14 protein-coding genes are annotated in these 19,301 nt (G+C 61.7%); 3 read left to right on the top strand and 11 right to left on the bottom strand.

The genetic code is table 11. The features are described 5' to 3' along the window. Positions 1-19: 19 nt before the first annotated feature. Complete coding sequence (locus C0058_RS30215) at positions 20-316, top strand: helix-turn-helix domain-containing protein (protein ID WP_003216883.1); 297 nt, start codon at positions 20-22, stop codon at positions 314-316. Positions 317-431: 115 nt separating this feature from the next. Here the strand turns inward: C0058_RS30215 and C0058_RS30210 are convergent, their stop codons facing one another. Further along, positions 432-884: a GNAT family N-acetyltransferase gene (locus C0058_RS30210; RefSeq protein WP_003216885.1), complete on the bottom strand. Its 453-nt coding sequence runs from the start codon at positions 882-884 to the stop codon at positions 432-434. 220 nt (positions 885-1,104) lie between these two features. Between C0058_RS30210 and C0058_RS30205 the strand changes: the two genes are divergently transcribed. After that, positions 1,105-1,842, top strand: a complete 738-nt coding sequence (locus C0058_RS30205) for an ABC transporter substrate-binding protein (RefSeq protein ID WP_102370074.1) — start codon at positions 1,105-1,107, stop codon at positions 1,840-1,842. Between the two features lie 104 nt (positions 1,843-1,946). Here the strand turns inward: C0058_RS30205 and yccS are convergent, their stop codons facing one another. From yccS to betI, 10 genes are all read right to left on the bottom strand, one after another. After that, entirely contained in the window at positions 1,947-4,130 is a 2,184-nt protein-coding gene (yccS, locus tag C0058_RS30200; RefSeq protein ID WP_003216889.1) for a YccS family putative transporter, read from the bottom strand. A 233-nt stretch (positions 4,131-4,363) separates the two neighbouring features. After that, positions 4,364-5,542: an NAD(P)/FAD-dependent oxidoreductase gene (locus tag C0058_RS30195; RefSeq protein ID WP_003216890.1), complete on the bottom strand. Its 1,179-nt coding sequence runs from the start codon at positions 5,540-5,542 to the stop codon at positions 4,364-4,366. Positions 5,543-5,702: 160 nt separating this feature from the next. Beyond that, positions 5,703-7,040, bottom strand: a complete 1,338-nt coding sequence (dbpA, locus tag C0058_RS30190; RefSeq protein WP_236260841.1) for an ATP-dependent RNA helicase DbpA — start codon at positions 7,038-7,040, stop codon at positions 5,703-5,705. A 130-nt stretch (positions 7,041-7,170) separates the two neighbouring features. Further along, complete coding sequence (gene mdtD / locus C0058_RS30185) at positions 7,171-8,598, bottom strand: multidrug transporter subunit MdtD (protein ID WP_003216894.1); 1,428 nt, start codon at positions 8,596-8,598, stop codon at positions 7,171-7,173. A 36-nt stretch (positions 8,599-8,634) separates the two neighbouring features. Further along, positions 8,635-9,525 carry an alpha/beta fold hydrolase gene (locus tag C0058_RS30180; protein ID WP_003216895.1) on the bottom strand — a complete coding sequence of 297 codons (891 nt, stop codon included), beginning with the start codon at positions 9,523-9,525 and terminating at the stop codon, positions 8,635-8,637. Between the two features lie 329 nt (positions 9,526-9,854). Further along, a complete protein-coding gene (locus tag C0058_RS30175) occupies positions 9,855-11,171 on the bottom strand; it encodes a TldD/PmbA family protein (RefSeq protein WP_102370073.1) in 1,317 nt (438 codons plus the stop codon). Then, positions 11,171-12,613, bottom strand: coding sequence for a TldD/PmbA family protein (locus tag C0058_RS30170; protein WP_102370072.1), 1,443 nt, complete (start codon positions 12,611-12,613; stop codon positions 11,171-11,173). Before C0058_RS30170 ends, C0058_RS30175 begins: the two co-directional genes overlap by 1 nt. Positions 12,614-12,824: 211 nt before the next feature. Beyond that, the gene (gene betA, locus C0058_RS30165) at positions 12,825-14,528 is read right to left on the bottom strand and encodes a choline dehydrogenase (protein WP_003216899.1); all 1,704 of its coding nucleotides are present in this window, start codon (positions 14,526-14,528) and stop codon (positions 12,825-12,827) included. A 196-nt stretch (positions 14,529-14,724) separates the two neighbouring features. Continuing rightward, positions 14,725-16,197, bottom strand: coding sequence for a betaine-aldehyde dehydrogenase (gene betB / locus C0058_RS30160; protein WP_102370071.1), 1,473 nt, complete (start codon positions 16,195-16,197; stop codon positions 14,725-14,727). A 61-nt stretch (positions 16,198-16,258) separates the two neighbouring features. Next, on the bottom strand, positions 16,259-16,852 hold the full coding sequence (gene betI, locus C0058_RS30155; RefSeq protein WP_003216902.1) for a transcriptional regulator BetI: 594 nt from the start codon (positions 16,850-16,852) through the stop codon (positions 16,259-16,261). A 376-nt stretch (positions 16,853-17,228) separates the two neighbouring features. Between betI and C0058_RS30150 the strand changes: the two genes are divergently transcribed. Further along, positions 17,229-19,163, top strand: coding sequence for a BCCT family transporter (locus C0058_RS30150; RefSeq protein WP_256579638.1), 1,935 nt, complete (start codon positions 17,229-17,231; stop codon positions 19,161-19,163). Positions 19,164-19,301 lie beyond the last annotated feature (138 nt).

Here is a 19,301-nt window from a genome sequence, read left to right as displayed (position 1 = left end):
CCTTCAAAGGCGATCGAGCATGGATGTGAGCAAGACCAAAAGCAGCTTCTACCGGCGCCTGTATGTGGCGTACCTGATTGATAGCCAGCTGGCCAGCAGCGTGCCGGCACTGACCGAGGTGACGGGCATGCCCCGGCGTACTGCACAGGACACGATTGCGGCGTTGGCGGACCTGGATATTGTGTGTGAGTTTGAACAGGAAGACGGGGCCCGCAATCATGCCGGGCGCTATCGGATTCGTGATTGGGGCGCGATTGATCGGCGCTGGATCGAGGCGAACCTGGCGAGCATTAAACAGGTGTTGGATTACCCCTGAAGGCTTGTGGTGACCGGGCTGACGCCTTCGCGAGCAAGCCCGCTCCCACATTCGACCGCATTCCAAAGGTGGAACTCGGTCAAATGTGGGAGCGGGCTTGCTCGCGAAGAGGCCCTCATGCCCGGCGCATGCCTATATGTGGAATGTCATCCTCAAGGTATTCCTCACCCGCCACCACAAACCCGTACCGCCCGTAATACCCCTGCAAATGCGCCTGGGCCGACAGATAGATCGGCACGTCGGGCCACTGTTTCTCTGCCTGCCTGAGGGCCTCATCCATCATCTGGTGGCCCAGCCCGGTACCCCGCGCGCTCGGCGCAACGATCACCCGGCCGATCACCACATCACCACCCTGTGATTCAGGATCCAGCAGGCGCAGGTAGGCCTGCAGTTGACCATCATCCCAGGCCATCAGGTGATGGGTATCACCGTCCAGGTCCTGGCCGTCGATGTCCTGGTACACGCATTTCTGCTCGACCACGAAGACCTCCGAGCGCAGGCGCAAAATGGCGTACAGCTGCTCCTTGCCCAGGTCACTGTGGTGTTTGCAGACCCATTCGACTGTCATGGTGTTCTCTCGGCTGATTGTCTGGTCAGGATAGTAAGCGCGCGGGAGGCGAGTGTCTAAATTGCGGTTTTTTTGTGAGTGAGATCAATTTGCCATCATTCTCTGCGTGCGACGCTGTCGTCTTTGTGTAATCTGCAGTACAGGCTCATTGATGAGCTACTGTTAAATCCTCGGGTTGCCCCAGAGGTCAGGCCATAGAATGCCCGCCAAGGACTTGAGCATGCCGCGATTTTCTCGTGCCGTTGCTTTGATCGGTTTGTTGTTGCTGGCCCAGGCGGTGGCGGCAGAACGCTTGCGACTGGTGGCGGATGCCTGGCCGCCGTTCACTGACGCCACCCTGGTCAATGGTGGTTTGGCCACCGACATCGTGACCACCGCCCTGGCCCGTGCCGGCTATGCCAGTGAGTTTGAACAGGTGCCCTGGGCCCGCGCCCTGATGGGTGTGGGCGATGGGCGTTACGACGTATTGGTGAACGCCTGGTACGACGATGCGCGTACTCAGCTGGGGCAGTTTTCCGGCGAATACCTGCTCAACCGGGTGCTGTTTCTCAAGCGCCGCGACGATCCCATCGACTACCAGAACCTGGAGCAGTTGCACGACTACCCCGTCGCGGTGGTGCGTGGCTATGCCTATTCAGCGGCGTTCGATGCCGATCCGCAATTGCAGAAAGTCCCGGTGCATAACTTCGCCATGGCCGTGCGCATGCTGGCGGCGCAGCGGGTGCGGCTGACGCTGGAGGACGAATTCGTCGCCCGCTACTACCTGGCTCGAGAGTCCGCCACCGTGCGCAACGCGGTGGAGTTTTTGCCGGTGCCGCTGAGCGAAAACAGCCTTCACATTCTGGTTAGCCTGAAAAATCCTCAGCATCAGCAGATTGTTGCCGGGTTTGATCGGGAGATTGCCAGGATGAAGGCAGATGGCAGTTATGCGCGGTTGATGAAGCAGCACGGGATGTAGTGAGGCTAATGGCCCCTTCGCGAGCAAGCCCGCTCCCACATTCGACCGCATTCCAAAGGTGGAGCTCGGCCGAATGTGGGAGCGGGCTTGCTCGCGAAGAGGGTTCAGGCTTCGCTGGTATCTTTGATCAGGTGAGCCGCCAACGTGCGCAACGGCCCCAGTTGCCGGCAGATCAGCGCCAATTGCGTCTGCACCAGCCGCTGCCCTTCATCAATCTCATCCGGCATCTGCTCCAGATCCACTGCCAAGGCTTCCTCGGCATCACTCTGAATCGCAATTGGCTGCTTGTTCGCCAGCCCCGTGGCGATCTCGTCGATGCTCGCCGCCAGCGTCTTCCCGGCGCCTTCGATCAAGTGCTCGCGCACTTCCGCCGGCAGTTGGGTTTCCCGGTGGGCGCCCAGCCCCGACAGGTAGCTGAGCAGCGTGTGGGACAGCACCAGGAACCTGAACCCCACGTCCGCTTCCTTACGGAAATGCCCCGGCTCCATCAGCATGTTCGCCAGGGTGGTGGACAGCGCGGCGTCGGCGTTGTGGGCATTGCGCCGGGCGAGGCGGTAAGCCAGGTCGTCGCTTTTGCCCGCGGCGTACTGCTGCATGATCTGGCGCAGGTAGATGCTGTTGCAGGTCAGGGTATTGGCCAGCACCTTGTTCAGGCGCCGGCCCTGCCAGTCCGGCAGGAACAGGAACACCGCCAGTCCGGCGATCAGGCTGCCGAGCAAGGTATCGAACAGCCGTGGCAGGAACAGCCCGTAGCCGTCGCCCACCTGGTTGAAGCAGAACAGCACCATCAGCGTGATCGCGGCAGTCGCCAGGGTGTAGCGCGTGGTGCGGTTGATAAAGAACACCAGGCCCGCGGCGATGGCGAACATCGACTGGATCAGCGGGTTGGGGAACAGGTCGAACAGCGCCCAGGCGATGGTCAGGCCGATGGCCGTGCCGATGATCCGCTGGCCCAGCTTGCGTCGGGTGGCGCCGTAGTTTGGCTGGCACACGAACAGCGTGGTGAGGATGATCCAATAGCCTTGGGACGGGTGAATCAAGTGCACCATCCAGTAGCCGATACTCAGCGCCAGGGGCAGGCGCAGGGCATGGCGGAACAGCAACGAAGTCGGCGTCAACTGCGTGCGCAGGCGTGTCCACATTTCCTTGAGGTTGCGCGGTGCACGGTCCAGCAGGCTGCTGTCGGTGGCATCGGCCAGGCTGTCGGGGTTGGCGGCGTCGCCCAGCAGGCGGTCCAGGGTCGACAGGTTGGCGGCCAGGGCGCGCAGGGAGCGCAGCAGGCCGCGCCAGGCCGGGTTGCTCTGGATGCGCAGGTGTTCTAGGGAGGCATTCAGGTCGCCCAGGGCTTCGGCAAAGCTGTCGTCATAAACGAACGGCTGGCGCATCTGGATCGATTCGGCCAGGGTCTGGCAGGCTTTGCCTTGCTGGCGCAGCAGGCGCTGGCAGCGGAACAGCACGTCGCTGTGGAAGAAGGCTTCGGCGAGGGCGTTGTAAGGGTAGTGCGAGGAACTGGCGCGCTCGTGGATGTCCTGGGCCAGGAAGTACAGCTTGAGGTAGCGGCTGACCTTGGAGCCCGGGCGACCATTGCCGACCCGGTGCAGGATGATCTCTTTGGCGGCGTTCAGTGCTGCCACCACGCGGCCGTTCTGCTGCGCCAGTTCCAGGCGCCGCGCTTCCACATCCAGTTGGCGGATCGGTTCGAACAGTGACGACTTGAGCTTGAGGTAACGCCCCAGCTCGCGAAACAGTCGCGCCAGGCTCTGCTGCACCGGCTGGTTGGAAAACAGCACCTGCCACAACACCGACAGCGCGCCATACCACGCGGCGCCGGCCACCAGCAGCAAGGGTTCATGCCAGAAGTCGGTGACGGCGCCACCGCGCTGGTCCACGCCGATCATGGTGTAGACCGAGAGAATCAGGGTGGCCGAAGCGATCGCTCCATAACGCTCGCCGAGGGCACCGAGCATGGTCAGGCCGAAGCTGGAGAGCGCCAGGAAGATCGCGAAGATCCAGGGATATGGGAAAAGCAGTTCGACGGACAGTGCCGCAGTGCTGAAGCACACCAGTGTCACGGCCAGGGCGTTGAGCCGGCCTTGCCAGTTGTCATCGGTCTCGGCCAGGGCGCTGGCGATAATCCCCAGGAACAGCGGGATCAGCAGCGCCATTTCATTCTGGTACCAGCACAGCGCCATGCTGCCGGTCAGGGCGATGAATACCCGTACGCTGTAACTGAACTTATCCAGTGCCCAAAGGCGCCGCATGGACTGCTTGAAGGAGGTCGATGACATGAAGTCTGGGGTCTTCCGGGACGATGCCGCTAAATTGAGCCAGTAATGACGCCACGGCAAGCGTGGCGATCACATCTGAGAGCAAAATTTATTCCAGTCATTACTTCCAAGCACACCACGAACCAAATGTGGGAGCGGGCTTGCTCGCGAAGGCGGTGTATCAGTCACTGATGTATTAGCTGACACTCCGCCTTCGCGAGCAAGCCCGCCCCCACATTTTTTACCGGGTTCCGTCAGGCAAATTGGGCAGCGGCATAACCGGAGGCCCACGCCCACTGGAAATTGAACCCGCCCAGGTGACCGGTCACATCCAACACTTCGCCGATGAAGTACAAACCAGGGCTTTTCAGGGATTCCATGGTCTTGGACGAGACTTCCCGGGTGTCCACGCCACCCAGGGTGACCTCGGCGGTGCGATAGCCTTCAGTACCCGCCGGCACCAGTTGCCAGCTCCCCAGTTTGCCGGCGATGTCGGCAATCTCGGCGTGGGTGTACTGCTTCATCGGCTTGGAAACGAACCAGGTTTCGGCCAGCAGGTTGGCCATCTTCTTGGTGAAGATCTCACCCAGCAGGGTTTTCAGCTCGCTGTTCGGGCGCTCCACCTGTTGCGCTTGCAGCCAGGTGTGGGCGTCGTGGTCGGGCAGCAGGTTGATTTCCACGGTGTCGCCGGGTTCCCAGTAGGAGGAAATCTGCAGGATCGCCGGCCCGCTCAGGCCACGGTGGGTAAACAGGATGTTCTCGCGAAAGCTTTGGTCGTTGCAGCTCACCAGGCAATCCACGGACGTACCGGACAGCTCGCCGCACAATTCCTTGAGCTGGTCGGTGATGGTGAACGGCACCAGCCCGGCGCGGGTTGGCAGCAGTTCATGGCCGAACTGCTTGGCGACCTGGTAACCAAAGCCGGTGGCCCCCAGGGTCGGGATCGACAGCCCGCCGGTGGCGATCACCAGTGATTCGCAGCGCAACTCACCCAGGGTGGTTTGCAACTGATAGCCGCCATCGACCTTGGCAATCTCCTGCACCGAGGTGTCCAGGTGCATGCTCACGCCGACCTGGATGCACTCATCCAGCAGCATCCCGAGGATGTCGCTGGACTTGTTGTCGCAGAACAGCTGGCCGAGTTTTTTCTCGTGGTACGGCACGCCGTGCTTGGCCACCAGCCCGATGAAATCCCACTGGGTGTAGCGGGCCAGGGCGGACTTGCAGAAGTGCGCGTTGTGGGAGAGGAAGTTGGCAGGCTCCGTGTACATATTGGTGAAGTTGCAGCGGCCACCGCCGGACATCAGGATCTTTTTGCCGGCCTTGTTCGCGTGGTCGATCAACATCACCTTGCGCCCACGCCCGGCGGCGGTCAGCGCACACATCAAGCCTGCGGCGCCGGCGCCAATGATCACAACTTCGGTCGAGCGCACAGCCATGTCCTCATACAAATTCTGAATTGGAATACAGTCAAATGTGGGAGCGGGCTTGCTCGCGAATGCGGAGTGTCAGTCACCGAATCTGTCGACTGATATACCGCATTCGCGAGCAAGCCCGCTCCCACATTTTTGATCTCGGTATAGCTTGAGATCTTTACAGGATACGCACGCGCAACGAACGGCCTTTGATCTTGCCGTCATTCAAACGCTGCAGCGCCTGCTTGGCGATCCCGCGTTCAACGGCCACGAACGCCTGGAAATCAAAGATCGCGATCTTGCCGACCTGGGCCCCCGGAATCCCGGCTTCACCGGTCAGTGCGCCAAGGATGTCGCCCGGGCGAACCTTGTCTTTACGGCCGGCGGCAATGCACAGGGTGCTCATCACCGGCAGCAACGGGCCGCCGCTTTGCGGCTTGAGGTTGTCCAGTTGGTCCCAGTTCAGCGGCGACTTCTGCAACTGCTCGATGGCCTGGGCGCGGTGGGCTTCAGACGGGGCAACCAGGCTGATAGCGATGCCAGTCTCACCCGCGCGACCGGTACGGCCCACGCGGTGGATGTGGATTTCCGAGTCGCGGGCCAGTTCGACGTTGATCACCATGTCCAGTGCATCAATGTCCAGGCCACGGGCAGCCACGTCGGTGGCGACCAGTACCGACGTACTGCGGTTGGCGAACATCGCCAGTACCTGGTCACGGTCGCGCTGTTCCAGGTCGCCATGCAGGCCAACGGCGGAGATGCCCTTGGCGGTCAGGTGATCCACGGTTTCCTGCACTTGCTGCTTGGTGAAGCAGAAGGCTACGCAAGACGCCGGGCGGAAATGCGCCAGGACCTTGGTCACCGCGTCCATGCGCTCTTCCGGAGAAATCTCGTAGAAGCGCTGCTCGATCTGATCGTCCGAGTGGAACGCTTCGGCCTTGACCTGTTGCGGCGCGCGCATGAATTTCGAGGCCAGCTGCTTGATGCTCACCGGGTAGGTGGCCGAGAACAGCAGGGTCTGGCGGCGGGCCGGGGTCTTGCTGATGATGTCTTCGATGGCGTCGTAGAAGCCCATGTCGAGCATGCGGTCGGCTTCATCGAGGATCAGCGTGTTCAAGCCGTCCAAAACCAGCGAACCCTTGCGCAGGTGCTGCTGGATGCGGCCCGGGGTGCCAACGATGACGTGGGCGCCGTGCTCCAGGGAAGCGATCTGCGGGCCGAGGGACACGCCGCCGCACAGGGTCAGCACCTTGATGTTGTCTTCGGCGCGGGCCAGGCGACGGATTTCCTTGGCCACCTGGTCAGCCAGCTCGCGGGTCGGGCACATGACCAGTGCCTGGCAGCCGAAGTAGCGCGGGTTGATCGGGTTCAGCAGGCCGATGCCGAAGGCTGCGGTCTTGCCGCTGCCGGTCTTGGCCTGGGCAATCAGGTCCAGCCCTTTGAGGATCACCGGCAAGCTTTGCGCCTGGATCTGCGTCATCTCGACATAACCCAGCGAGTCGAGGTTAGCCAGCATGGCGGCGGACAGGGGCAAAGTATTAAAAGCGGTGGCGATGGTAGTCACGGGACTGGCTCTGCAAAACAAAATGTCGCGCAGTGTACCAGCCTCGTGGGATTTTCCCTGCAAGTTCTAGACGAGAAGCCTGTTAATGCTCAATGTCGTGCTCACGGCTGACCACGCGTTTGCCGTCTTTTGGCGACAATTGCAGGAAGATCGCCGCCGCCAGCATCGCCATGATGCCCACGGTGACGAAGGTCAACTGGAACGCCCCAAGCACCGTGTCGACCCCGTCGTTGCCCACTTCGGCGGTAAAACCACCCAGCAGCGCACCGGCGCAGGCCACCCCAAGGCTCAGGGACAACTGCGCCACCACCGACAGCAAACTGTTGCCGCTGCTGGCCTGGGCGTCGTCGAGGTCGATCAGGGTCACGGTGTTCATCGCGGTGAATTGCAGCGAGTTGATCGCCCCGAGGATCGCCAGCATGCTCAGCAGCAGCGGGTAGGGCGTGTGTTCGCTGACCAGGCCCATGCTCGCCAGCATGATGCCCAGCGCCAGGGTGTTGCCGGTCAGCACCACGCGGTAGCCCAGGCGCTCGATCAGCGGCCGGGCGATGGACTTGGCAAACATCGCCGCCGCCGCCAGTGGCAGCATGCTCATCCCGGCTTCGGACGGTGAGTAACCGAGCGCCACCTGCAGCAACAGCGGCACCAGGAACGGCAACGCGCCGCTGCCCAGGCGAGCGAACAGGTTGCCGAGGATGCCCACCGCAAAGGTCCGGGTCTTGAACAGCACCGGCGAGAACAGCGGGTTGTCGATATGCCCGGCGCGCAGCCAGTAAGCCGCCAGGCACGCGAGGCCGCCGAACAGCAGCAACATCACCCGCAGGTGCGGCAGGTGCAATTCGCCGAGGCCTTCCATGGCGATAGTGATCAGCACCATCGCCGCGCCGAACAGCAGGAAACCCACGCCGTCGAACCGCGTACGTTCGCTGCCGCGCAGGTCGGGGATGAATTTCCAGACGGCGTAGCAGCCGATGATGCCCACCGGCAGGTTGATCAGGAAGATCCAGTGCCAGGTCAGGTATTGCACCATCCAGCCGCCCATGGTCGGGCCGAGCAGCGGGCCCAGCAGCCCGGGAATGGTGATGAAACCCATGATGCGCACCAGCTCCGAACGTGGGTAGGCGCGCAGCACCACCAGCCTGCCCACCGGCAACATCAACGCACCGCCCAGGCCCTGGATCACCCGGGCGCCCACCAGCATGGTCAGCGTGCTGGAGAGTGCGCAGAGCAATGAGCCAATGCTGAACAGCATGATCGCGCCGAAGAAGATCTTCTTGGTGCCGAAGCGGTCGGCCACCCAGCCCGAGGCGGGAATCAGCAAGGCCACGGTGAGCATGTAGGCAATCACTACGCCTTGCATGCGCAAGGGGTTCTCCGCCAGGTCTCGAGCCATGGCCGGCAAGGCGGTGTTGAGAATCGTCCCATCCAGCGACTGCATGAAGAAGGCAATCGCTACCACCCAGGGTAGCCAGCGGGCGGTCTTGGCATCGAGAGGGGCGCGATTCGGCATGAGTTACCTTTTTGTTAGCAGCCTATGTGTCGGCGATTATGCGCCATCGGCAGCTCCTTTTCCCACTGGCCCTTCGTCTATATCTGACAACGCCACGTGTTTGCCCACCAGGAAATCAATCAGCGCGCGGTGCACGGCCAGGGCCGCTTCGCGGGATTCCAGGTCGAGCAAATGGCCGGTGTGTTCGGCGGTGGCGAAGCTGCTGCGGCCTACGTATTTCTTGAACAGTTGGGCTTCGTCTGCCGGGGTGTACTCGTCCAGCACGCCGTTGAGGAAGTGCACCGGGGTTTCGATCCGGGTCAGTTGCGGCAGGTAGTTGCCGTCACCCAGCGCCAGCACCTGATGGATATGGAAGCGTGCCTGGCGATACTCGGTGGTGGCCATGGTCGACAGGTGCCGGTGGTTGTTGCGCTTGAGCCGGGGCGACAGGTATTTGCCCACGGTTTCATTCAGCAGATGGCCGACGGCGGATTTGTCATCGGCCTCGATCAGCACGCGCACCCGCTCTACGTATTCGAGCATGGCCTGGTTGAGGTTGGGCGCCAGTGCCATCACCACCGAGCTTTCAATCGACGGCGGGTTATGGGCGAGGGTCAGCAGCGTGGAAATCCCGCCCCATGAGGCAGACACCAGGTGGTTGACCTCAAAGCGTTCCACCAGAGCGCGCAGGATCTGCACTTCATCGTCCTTGGTCACAAGGTCGAGGTCGGTGTTGTGCGGGCGTGAATAGCCGGAGAACGGCAGGTCGAACATCAGCACATTGAAGTGCTCGGACAGGCACTTGCTGGTGCGTGCAAACGAGCGGGTGGTGGACAGCGCGCCGTTGACCAACAGCACGGTTTTCTTCTCTGGGTTGTTACCAAGCTGCTCTACGTGAACGTTGTAGTGCTTGAACAGCTTTTCAATGACAAAACTTCCATGGTTCATGTCAACGCTCCAGCTTGCCCTATCCCGGGCAAGGTCGTGCATCACTTGCGTGCAAGTGGGTTGAGGACGGCGGGGTGTTGTTTGAGTTTTTTTACCGCGCGGACGTGGCTAGGTGCCACCAACCTTTATAACGAGGTTTTTCGCGAGCGACAACTGGCCGGACGGCCAGGTGTCTGGAGTGGGGCTTTGAGGATGAACCGAATCAAAATGTGGAATGCGATCAACTGTGGGAGCGGGCTTGCTCGCGAATGCGGTGCCTCAGTCACAGATGTAGTGGCTGACACGCCGCATTCGCGAGCAAGCCCGCTCCCACATGGGTTTTGCGTTGCTTATAAGGTCAGGGTCAGGCGTTTTACCAGCGCCCCCGGCAGCAGATTGGATGACGTATTGCGCTGGCTATACGTACTCGCCGACAGCAGCAATTCCCGATCAGCGGTCAGCGCTTCCAGTTGCGAGCCCAGCAGGCTGTACACGCTGTCATCAAAACGCATGGTGCTGACCGGCGCCTTGATCTCGCCGTCTTCGACCCAGAACGTGGCGAAGCGGGTCATGCCGGTCAGGCGTGCGGCGGGCTGGTCGGAGTAGTTCAGGTACCACAGGTTGCTGATGTACAAACCGGTACCCAGTTGCTTGAGGATATCGGCCTGGGCCAGGTTGCCGGCCGCCATCTGCAGGGCGCTGGGAGATTCATCGCCGCTGGCGCCATTGGTGCTCAAGCCGTATTCGGCAGCACTGCGGGAGTTCACCAATTGGCCTTCAGCCTTGCCGGCATTGATCAGCTTCACATCACTGCGCGGATAGCCGTCACGGGAAAACGCCGAACTCAGGGAGCCGCTGACCTGTTCGTCCAGGGTCACCAGCGGGCTCAACGACTGATCACCGCCATACAACCGTTGCAACGGGCTGCCTTTGCTGGCGATGGCCTGGGCGGAAAACCCGCCCCAGGTGAGCATGCTGATGATTTCTTCCATGGCCGCCGGGGCAAGGTAGGCGCGATATTGCCCCGGTGCCAGCGGGTGCAGCGGGCGACCAAGGTATTCCAGTTGCTCACGGGCCTGCTTGAAACGCTGGGCGAAGGCCACGCTGTCCCAATCGTTGCCGGCGTAGCTGGCTTTCACCGCTTCACCGTTGGCGTGGAACAGGCTGAAGTCGAAGTTGAAACTGTTGGCCTGATGCCAGCCGAAGGCGCCTGATGAGCTGGCGAAACCACGGCTGATAGGGCCGGCGGCGTAGAAGCCGACCATGTCCACACCTTCAGCGGCCAGGCTGATTGCTTCCAGCACCTGCGCCAGGTCCGGCAGCGGTCGGTCCTGCTGGTCCTTGTTTTGCCAGGCGTTGTGGTTGAGCAGCAGGTACGGATCCTGCGGCAACAACGGCAAGGTCTCGCGCAGTTGTTGCAGGCCGTCGGCCAGGCGCTGGCGATCCAGTTCAGGCTCGCCCGCCAGGGTGATACCGAGGTCGGCGTGGCGCCCGTCGTTGATCAGCTTCAGGTTCAGGCTGGCCTGTTGCACCTGGCCGGCCTGGCGCACTTTGCCGTGGTTGAAACGCACAAACTCGGAGGACTCGTCGGCGTAGCCGAGGTGGAATTGTTCGTGGTCGGTGATGGCCTGCTTGAGCCAATCCACCAAGGCTTTGAAATTATTCATCAGGCGTCTCCCCCGAACACGTCCACGTTGCTGAACACACACGCCGGTGAGGCATGGCCGACGCGGATCACCTGGTTGGGTTCGCCCTTGCCGCAGTTCGGCGTGCCCAGCACCTTGAAGGTGCTGGCGTCGCCGACGGCGCTGAGGTTGCGCCAGAACTGCGCGGAAATCGCCCGGTAGTTGGGGTTCTTTACCACGCCTTTGAGTTCGCCGTTTTCAATCAACTGGCCCCACTCGCAGCCAAACTGGAATTTGTTGCGTGCATCGTCAATCGACCACGAACGGTTGGTGGACATCAGGATGCCGTTCTCGATGCCGCCAATCAGCTGCGCCATGTTCTGGTCGCCGGCCTCGATATTCAGGTTGGCCATGCGGTCGATCGGCGCGCGGTTCCAGCTGCAGGCGCGGCTGTTGGCCACGCCTTGCATGCCGGAGCGGTATTGCGACAACGCACCGCCCAACGGCTTGAGCAGCAAGCCTTCGCGGATCAGGAATTGTTTGCTGGCCTTCGTGCCATCGTCGTCATGCCCATAGCTGGCGAGCTGCTCGGGAATGTCCGGGTCGAAGGTCACGTTCAGCAGGTTGGAGCCGTATTGCAGGTGACCGAAATCGCTGGCCTTGACGAAGCTGGTGCCGGCGTAATTGCGCTCGTCGCCCAGGATGCGGTCGAGTTCCAGCGGGTGGCCGATGGATTCGTGGATTTGCAGGATCATCTGGTCGGGCATCAGCAGCAGGTCGCGCGGGCCCTGGGGTGTGTTCGGGGCCAGCAGCAGTTGCAGCGCCTGGTCGGCAATCTGCGGCGCGGCGCCCACCAGGCCGAAGCGGCTGATCACGTCAAAGCCGCCTTGCTGGCCGAAGTTGGTGCCGCCCAGGGTGCGGGTCTGGCTGTCATTGCCGTCGTAGGCCGTGACGTTGACACCCGGGAACACAAACCGCTGGGCCTGGCGCAGTTCGGCGCCGGCGCTGTTGAGGTAGATCTGTTCGACGTGGGTGGTGCCCAGGCTGACTTCCCAGTTCACCAGGCGCTCGTCCTTGGGCACGGCGGCCGATTCGGCGCCGAGCAGTTGGTAGCAGTCGCTCAGGGACGGGAAGGGCTGGTCGAGGCTCGGCGACAGGTAGTCGGCAATGTCGCTGGACACTGGCTGGTCGCGCAGGTCGAGCAGGGCGTGGGGCTTGATGAGCCGGGCTTGCTGTTCGGCGCGCTCAAGGGCGGCTTGCAGGCCGGGCAGGGAAATGTCGTGGGTGGCGGCGTAGGCTTCGACGCCATTGAGGCGCACGGTGAGCATCGCGCCTTCGTCCTGGCTGAGGTGTGGCGGCTCGGCGACGTTCTTGCGTACCGACAGGTACTGGCCGGACTCGCGGACGTAGCGCAGGGAAAAGAATTCGGCGGTAGTGCGCAGGGCACTGAACTGCTTTTTGAGTGTGGCGTGGTGTTCGAACATGGGGCCTTCCTTGTGGGCGGCTCGGCGCGGGCAGGCAAACAGAGTAGGCCTGGGCTGGGAGCTGATCAAGGAAAGTGTAGGCGGGCGGGAGGTCTTGCGGTGTCAGATCGGGCCTCTTCGGGAGCAAGCCCCCTCCCACATTTGATCGGGTTCACACGGTCAAAAATGTGGGAGCGGGCTTGCTCGCGAAGGGAGCACCTCGGTCCATCAGTTACTGCGCAGTAGGACCCACTTCACGCATCGGCTTGCCACGCACCGGCGCATCGCCTGCCACGTAGTAATCCGCAGTGCTGCGCGGCAGTGGCTTGCGGCCACGGATCTTGTCGGCGATTTTCTCGGCGATCATGATCGTCGGCGCGTTCAGGTTGCCGGTGGTGATGATCGGCATGATCGACGCGTCAACCACGCGCAGACCCTGCATGCCATGCACACGGCCTTCGGCGTCAACCACGGCCATCTCGTCGGTGCCCATCTTGCACGAGCAGGACGGGTGGAACGCCGTCTCGGCGTGCTCACGGATAAATTTATCCAGTTGCTCGTCGGTCTGTACGTCGATGCCCGGGCTGATTTCGCGGCCACGGTATTGGTCGAGTGCCGGCTGTTGCATGATTTCACGGGTCAGGCGGATGCCGTCGCGGAATTCCTGCCAGTCCTGTTCGGTAGACATGTAGTTGAAGAGGATGCTCGGGTATTCCCGTGGGTTCTTCGACTTCAGCTGCACGCGGCCACGGCTCGGCGAACGCATGGAACCCATGTGCGCCTGGAAACCGTGCTCTTTCACACCGTTGCTGCCGTTGTAGTTAATCGCTACCGGCAGGAAGTGATACTGGATGTTCGGCCAATCGAATTCTTCACGGGTACGGATGAAACCGCCCGCTTCGAACTGGTTGCTGGCGCCGATGCCGGTGCCGTTGAACAGCCACTCGGCACCAATGGCCGGCTGGTTGTACCAGAGCAGCGACGGGTACAGCGAGACCGGTTGGGTGCACGCGTATTGCAGGTACAGCTCAAGGTGATCCTGCAGGTTTTCGCCGACGCCAGGCAGGTCGTGGACCACCGGAATGTCGAGGCTTTCCAGCAGTTTCGCCGGGCCGACGCCGGAACGTTGCAGCAGTTGCGGCGAAGCGATTGCGCCGCTGCACACCAGGACTTCCTTGCGGGCACGGGCTTCAACGCGCTCTTCGGCAGCACCGATCAGGTAACGCACGCCGACGGCGCGCTTGCCTTCGAACAGGACTTTGTCGGTCAGGGCGTGGGTGACGATGGTCAGCGTCGAGCGCTTCTTGGCCGTGTCCAGGTAACCGCGAGCGGTGCTGGCGCGACGACCGTTTGGCGTCACGGTACGGTCCATCGGGCCGAAGCCTTCCTGCTGGTAGCCGTTCAAGTCTTCGGTACGTGGGTAACCGGCCTGTACGCCGGCTTCAACCATCGCGTGGAACAGCGGGTTGTTGCCGGCCTTTGGCGTGGTCACGCTGACCGGGCCGTCGCCACCGTGGTAGTCGTTCGGGCCGATGTCGCGGGTTTCGGCTTTACGGAAATACGGCAGGCAGTCCAAGTAGGTCCAGTCTTCCAGGCCCGGCAGTTTCGACCAGTTGTCGTAGTCCATCGCGTTGCCGCGGATGTAGCACATGCCGTTGATCAACGAGGAACCGCCGAGGCCTTTGCCGCGACCGCACTCCATCCGGCGACCGTCCATGTGTGGCTCTGGATCGGTTTCGTAGGCCCAGTTGTAGCGACGGCCTTGCAGCGGGAATGCCAGGGCGGCTGGCATCTGGGTACGGAAATCGAAACGGTAGTCTGGGCCGCCGGCTTCCAGCAGCAGGACGGTGACGCCTTCGTCTTCGGTCAGACGGGTCGCCAGGGTGTTACCGGCGGAGCCGGCACCCACAATGATGTAGTCGTATTCTTGGGACATTGAATGCACCCTCGTGAAAGTTGGTTCAGGCTGCTTTTGTGGCGAGGGAGCTTGCTCCCGTTCGACTGCGCAGCAGTCGCAAAGTCAGCGCTCGAGTTCTGTCTGAAAGAACTGCGGTACCTGGCATGGGGCTGCTTCGCAGCCCGACGGGAGCAAGCCCCCTCGCCACATGGGCCATGCCAGGCTCAATCAGGTTTTAGAACACCGAGGCGTAGTCGCCCAGCTCAACCTGTACCGATTTGATACGAGTGAAGTTGTTCAGCGAGCTGATCCCGTTTTCACGGCCCACGCCCGACTGCTTGTAGCCGCCCACCGGCATCTTCGCGTCGGACTCGCCCCAGGCGTTGATCCAGCAGATACCGGCTTCCAGCTGATGAATCACGCGGTGGGCGCGGTTCAGGTTCTTGGTCACCAGGCCCGCGGCCAGGCCGAAGTCGGTGTCGTTGGCACGGCGGATCACTTCTTCTTCGGTGTCGTAGGTGAGGATGCTCATCACCGGGCCGAAGATTTCTTCACGGACGATGGTCATTTCGTCGGTGCAGTCAGTGAACACGGTCGGGGCCACGTAGGCACCCTTGGCGAATTCACCGTCGGTCAGACGGTCGCCGCCGCACAGCACGCGGGCGCCTTCTTCTTTACCTTTGGCGATGTAGCCGAGCACGCTTTCCATGTGGGCGAAGCTGACCAGCGGGCCGAAGTTGGTGTTTTCATCTTCCGGGTTGCCGATGCGGATGCGGGCAACGCGCTCGGCGATCTTGGCTTCGAACGCGCCTTTGAGGGCGGTCGGAACGAACACGCGGGTGCCGTTGGTGCAGACCTGGCCCGAGCTGTAGAAGTTGGCCATCATCGCGATGTCGGCGGCGCGGTCGAGGTCGGCGTCGTCGAAAATGATCAGCGGGGATTTGCCGCCCAGTTCCATGGTGACTTCCTTGAGCGAAGAGCTCGAAGCGCTGGCCATGACTTTCTTGCCGGTGTCGGTGCCGCCGGTGAAGGAGACTTTCTCGATGCGCGGGTGTTCGGTCAGCCAGGTGCCGACTTCACGGCCGCTGCCGGTCAGGACGTTGAACACGCCATCCGGAACGCCGGCCGCGGTGTAGATTTCAGCCAGTTTCAGGGTGGTCAGCGAGGTGACTTCGCTTGGCTTGAAGATCATCGCGTTACCGGCCGCCAGGGCAGGTGCGGATTTCCACAGGGCGATCTGGATCGGGTAGTTCCATGCGCCGATACCGGCCACGACGCCCAGCGGCTCGCGACGGGTGTAGACGAACGAGGTGTCACGCAGCGGGATCTGCTCGCCTTCGATGGCGGGCACCAGGCCTGCGTAGTATTCCAGCACGTCAGCGCCGGTGACGATGTCGACGTATTGGGTTTCGGAATACGGCTTGCCGGTGTCCAGGGTTTCCAGGGCGGCCAGTTCGTCGTTGCGCTCACGCAGGATATCGACGGCACGACGCAGGATGCGCGAACGCTCCATGGCAGTCATGGCGGCCCAGATTTTCTGGCCCTTTTCGGCGCTGACCACAGCGCGCTCGACGTCTTCTTTGGTAGCGCGTTGCACGTTGGCGAGAACTTCACCGTTAGCCGGGTTGATGGCTTCGAAAGTGGCATCGCTGCCAGCGTCGGAGTAGCCGCCGTCAATGTAGAGTTTTTGCAGTTCGAAACGGGCCATAAAGTCCTCGCAAGTGCATTAGTGGTTGGCGCGGTTCGGGAGTTGAGCGTTTATGTGTGCTCTAACTCACCTGCTTGGCCAATTGGAAATCCATGTATTCGTAAGCGATCCGTTGCGCCTGCTCCGTGTCGAAAGCGTCTCCCGACAGGGCGCCGCGCAACCACAAACCGTCGATCAGGGCCGCCAGGCCTCGGGCTGCGCTGCGTGCCTCGGGCAACGGCAACGCTCGGCGGAACTGGCAACACAGGTTGGAATACAGACGGTGATCGTTGATCCGCTGCAGCCTGTGCAATGACGGGTGGTGCATGCTGGTGGCCCAGAAGGCCAGCCAGGTTTTCATAGCCGGGCCGTTGACTTGGCTGGCGTCGAAGTTGCCTTCGATGATCACCTGAAGATGGGCCCGCGGGCTGTCATCTTTCAGCGCCAACCGGCGCTCGGTGACGTTCTCGATCAGCACGTTCATCAGGTACCGCATCGTGGCGGCGATCAGGCCATTCTTGTCCTGAAAATAGTGACTGATGATGCCATTCGAGACACCGGCCAGACGGGCGATCAGCGCAATGCTGGCATCCCCCATTCCGACCTGATCGACGGCCGTCAATGTGGCTTCGATCAACTGCTGGCGGCGTATGGGTTGCATACCGACCTTGGGCATCGTGCACCTCTCCTTAGGCCTGCCAACGGGCGATAAACGTCCGTCGGCTTGAGGGCCAGTCTATTTTGTTTTGATTGAACGTTCAATCAACAAAGAATAAGATCTGCGACAAATGGTCGCTGCCTACAGGTATTTCCTACGTGCATGTGGCGCCACCTGACATCGGGAAAACCCATGAAACAGCCCGGCACAGCGGTTCGCCGGGGGTTTATGGTTTTTCGGGGTGTCTTTATACACCCGTCCGTCGACTGCCGAAAAATCGATGGCTCGGGTCAAGCGTTGCCTTGTGTTTCTCTGCACTGCCCGGAGCATCTGTGCCATGAGTTCTGCCTCTCTTATAAAGACCCCGCCAGAAAAGGTGCGGGTCAACGGTTGGGTGTTCTACACCTCCACCGCGCTGATTCTGTTGTTGACCGCGATTCTGATCATCGCCCCGCAGGAAGCCGGCAGGATGCTCGGTGTGGCCCAAGCCTGGTTGTCGAAAAGCTTTGGCTGGTACTACATGGTCGTGATCGCCGCCTACCTGGTGTTTGTGGTGGGCCTGGCGTTTTCGTCCTATGGCAAATTGAAACTGGGCAGCAAGGACGACACCCCGGACTTCAGCTACGGCGCCTGGGCCGGCATGCTCTTCTCGTCGGGCATCGGCATCTCGCTGCTGTACTTCGGCGCCTCCGAGCCGCTGGACCACTACTTCAACCCGCCTGAAGGCGCATCGGCCACCGGCGAAGCTGCACGCCAGGCGTTGCAGTTGACGTTCCTGCACTGGGGCCTGCACGGCTGGGCGATCTACGCACTGGTCGGCCTGGCCGTGGCGTATTTTGCCTACCGTCATAACCAGCCGCTGGCCCTGCGCTCGGCGCTGTACCCGCTGGTGGGCGAGCGTTGGGTCAAAGGCGCGGCCGGTCACGCGGTGGACGGCTTCGGCATGTTCGTGACCCTGCTGGGCCTGGTGACGAACCTGGGGATTGGCTCGATGCAAGTGTCGTCCGGGCTGGAAAACCTGTTCGGCATGCAGCACAGCAACACCAACCTGCTGATCGTGATCATCGTGATGAGCACCGTGGCGACCATTGCTGCGGTGTCGGGTGTGGAAAACGGTATTCGCCGCCTGTCCAACCTGAACATCGTGCTGTTCAGCGGCCTGCTGATTTTCGTGCTGCTGTTCGGCCCGACCCTGCACCTGCTCAACGGCTTCGTGCAGAACATCGGCGACTACATGAACGGCATCGTGCTGAAGACCTTCGACCTGTACGTGTACGAAGGCGACGCCGACAAGACTGAGCGCTGGATGGGCCTGTGGACCCTGTTCTACTGGGCCTGGTGGATTTCCTGGGCGCCATTCGTGGGCATGTTCATCGCGCGTATTTCCCGTGGTCGCACGGTGCGTGAACTGGTGGCCGGCGTGCTGCTGATCCCGCTGGGCTTCACCCTGGCGTGGCTGTCGATCTTCGGCAACTCGGCCCTGGACCTGGTGGTGAACCATGGCGCGGTGGAGTTGGGCAAGACGGCGCTGGAACAGCCGTCCATGGCGATCTACCAACTGCTTGAGCATTACCCGGCGTCGAAAATCGTCATCGGTGTGTCGATCTTCGTGGGCTTCGTACTCTTCCTGACCCCGGCGGATTCCGGCGCGGTGATGATGGCGAACCTGTCCTGCAAGGGCGGCAACGTTGACGAAGATGCGCCGCACTGGCTGCGGATTTTCTGGTCGGCGGTGATCACCCTGGTGACCATCGGCCTGCTGTTCGCCGGTAACTTCGAAGCCATGCAAACCATGGTGGTGCTGGCGGGCTTGCCGTTCTCGGTGGTGCTGGTGTTCTTCATGTTCGGCCTGCACAAGGCGATGCGCCAGGACGTGGCGATCGAGTTGGAGCAGGCGCAGTTGGCCGAGCGTGGTCGGCGTGGTTTCAGCGAGCGTTTGACTGCCCTGGACCTGCAACCGAGCCAGGGTACCGTGCAACGCTTTATGGACAAGCACGTCACGCCGGCGCTGGAAGAAGCGGCGACTGCGTTGCGTGACCAGGGGCTGGAAGTGCAGACCCTGCTGGGCAAATCCAAGCGCTGCATTGGTGTGCGCATCGAGATGCAAGAGGGCAATCCGTTTGTCTACGAGGTCAGCCTGGATGCTTATTCGTCGGCACCGAACGACTCGCCCGAGGAAGAACGCACGCGCTACTACCGCGCCGAGGTTTACCTGCACAACGGGCCTCAGGAATACGACCTGATGGGCTTCACCCAGGAGCAGATCACCCGGGACGTGCTCGATCAGTTTGAAAGCCATCGGCAGCTCCTTGGCCGTGTCTATAGCTGAGTGTTGAAAGGACAGGTGGTGTCGTTACTGACACCACCTGAGCAAAATGTGGGAGCGGGCTTGCTCGCGAATGCGCAGTGTCAGTCAGTACATCTGACACTGATACACCGCATTCGCGAGCAAGCCCGCTCCCACATT

Origin of the sequence: Pseudomonas sp. NC02, from assembly GCF_002874965.1 — a bacterium.
Classification (GTDB): Bacteria; Pseudomonadota; Gammaproteobacteria; order Pseudomonadales; family Pseudomonadaceae; genus Aquipseudomonas.
The sequence above is the reverse complement of the archived record's forward strand: the minus strand, read 5'-3'. Positions and strand labels throughout refer to the sequence as shown.

What these genes read in the sequence shown, in the direction of transcription:
- C0058_RS30215 (WP_003216883.1), top strand. Translation starts at nt 20, where the DNA reads ATGGATGTGAGCAAGACCAAAAGCAGCTTCTACCGGCGCCTGTATGTG.
- C0058_RS30210 (WP_003216885.1), bottom strand. Translation starts at nt 884, where the DNA reads ATGACAGTCGAATGGGTCTGCAAACACCACAGTGACCTGGGCAAGGAG.
- C0058_RS30205 (WP_102370074.1), top strand. Translation starts at nt 1,105, where the DNA reads ATGCCGCGATTTTCTCGTGCCGTTGCTTTGATCGGTTTGTTGTTGCTG.
- yccS (WP_003216889.1), bottom strand. Translation starts at nt 4,130, where the DNA reads ATGTCATCGACCTCCTTCAAGCAGTCCATGCGGCGCCTTTGGGCACTG.
- dbpA (WP_236260841.1), bottom strand. Translation starts at nt 7,040, where the DNA reads ATGCTGGCTAACCTCGACTCGCTGGGTTATGTCGAGATGACGCAGATC.
- mdtD (WP_003216894.1), bottom strand. Translation starts at nt 8,598, where the DNA reads ATGCCGAATCGCGCCCCTCTCGATGCCAAGACCGCCCGCTGGCTACCC.
- C0058_RS30180 (WP_003216895.1), bottom strand. Translation starts at nt 9,525, where the DNA reads ATGAACCATGGAAGTTTTGTCATTGAAAAGCTGTTCAAGCACTACAAC.
- C0058_RS30175 (WP_102370073.1), bottom strand. Translation starts at nt 11,171, where the DNA reads ATGAATAATTTCAAAGCCTTGGTGGATTGGCTCAAGCAGGCCATCACC.
- C0058_RS30170 (WP_102370072.1), bottom strand. Translation starts at nt 12,613, where the DNA reads ATGTTCGAACACCACGCCACACTCAAAAAGCAGTTCAGTGCCCTGCGC.
- betA (WP_003216899.1), bottom strand. Translation starts at nt 14,528, where the DNA reads ATGTCCCAAGAATACGACTACATCATTGTGGGTGCCGGCTCCGCCGGT.
- betB (WP_102370071.1), bottom strand. Translation starts at nt 16,197, where the DNA reads ATGGCCCGTTTCGAACTGCAAAAACTCTACATTGACGGCGGCTACTCC.
- betI (WP_003216902.1), bottom strand. Translation starts at nt 16,852, where the DNA reads ATGCCCAAGGTCGGTATGCAACCCATACGCCGCCAGCAGTTGATCGAA.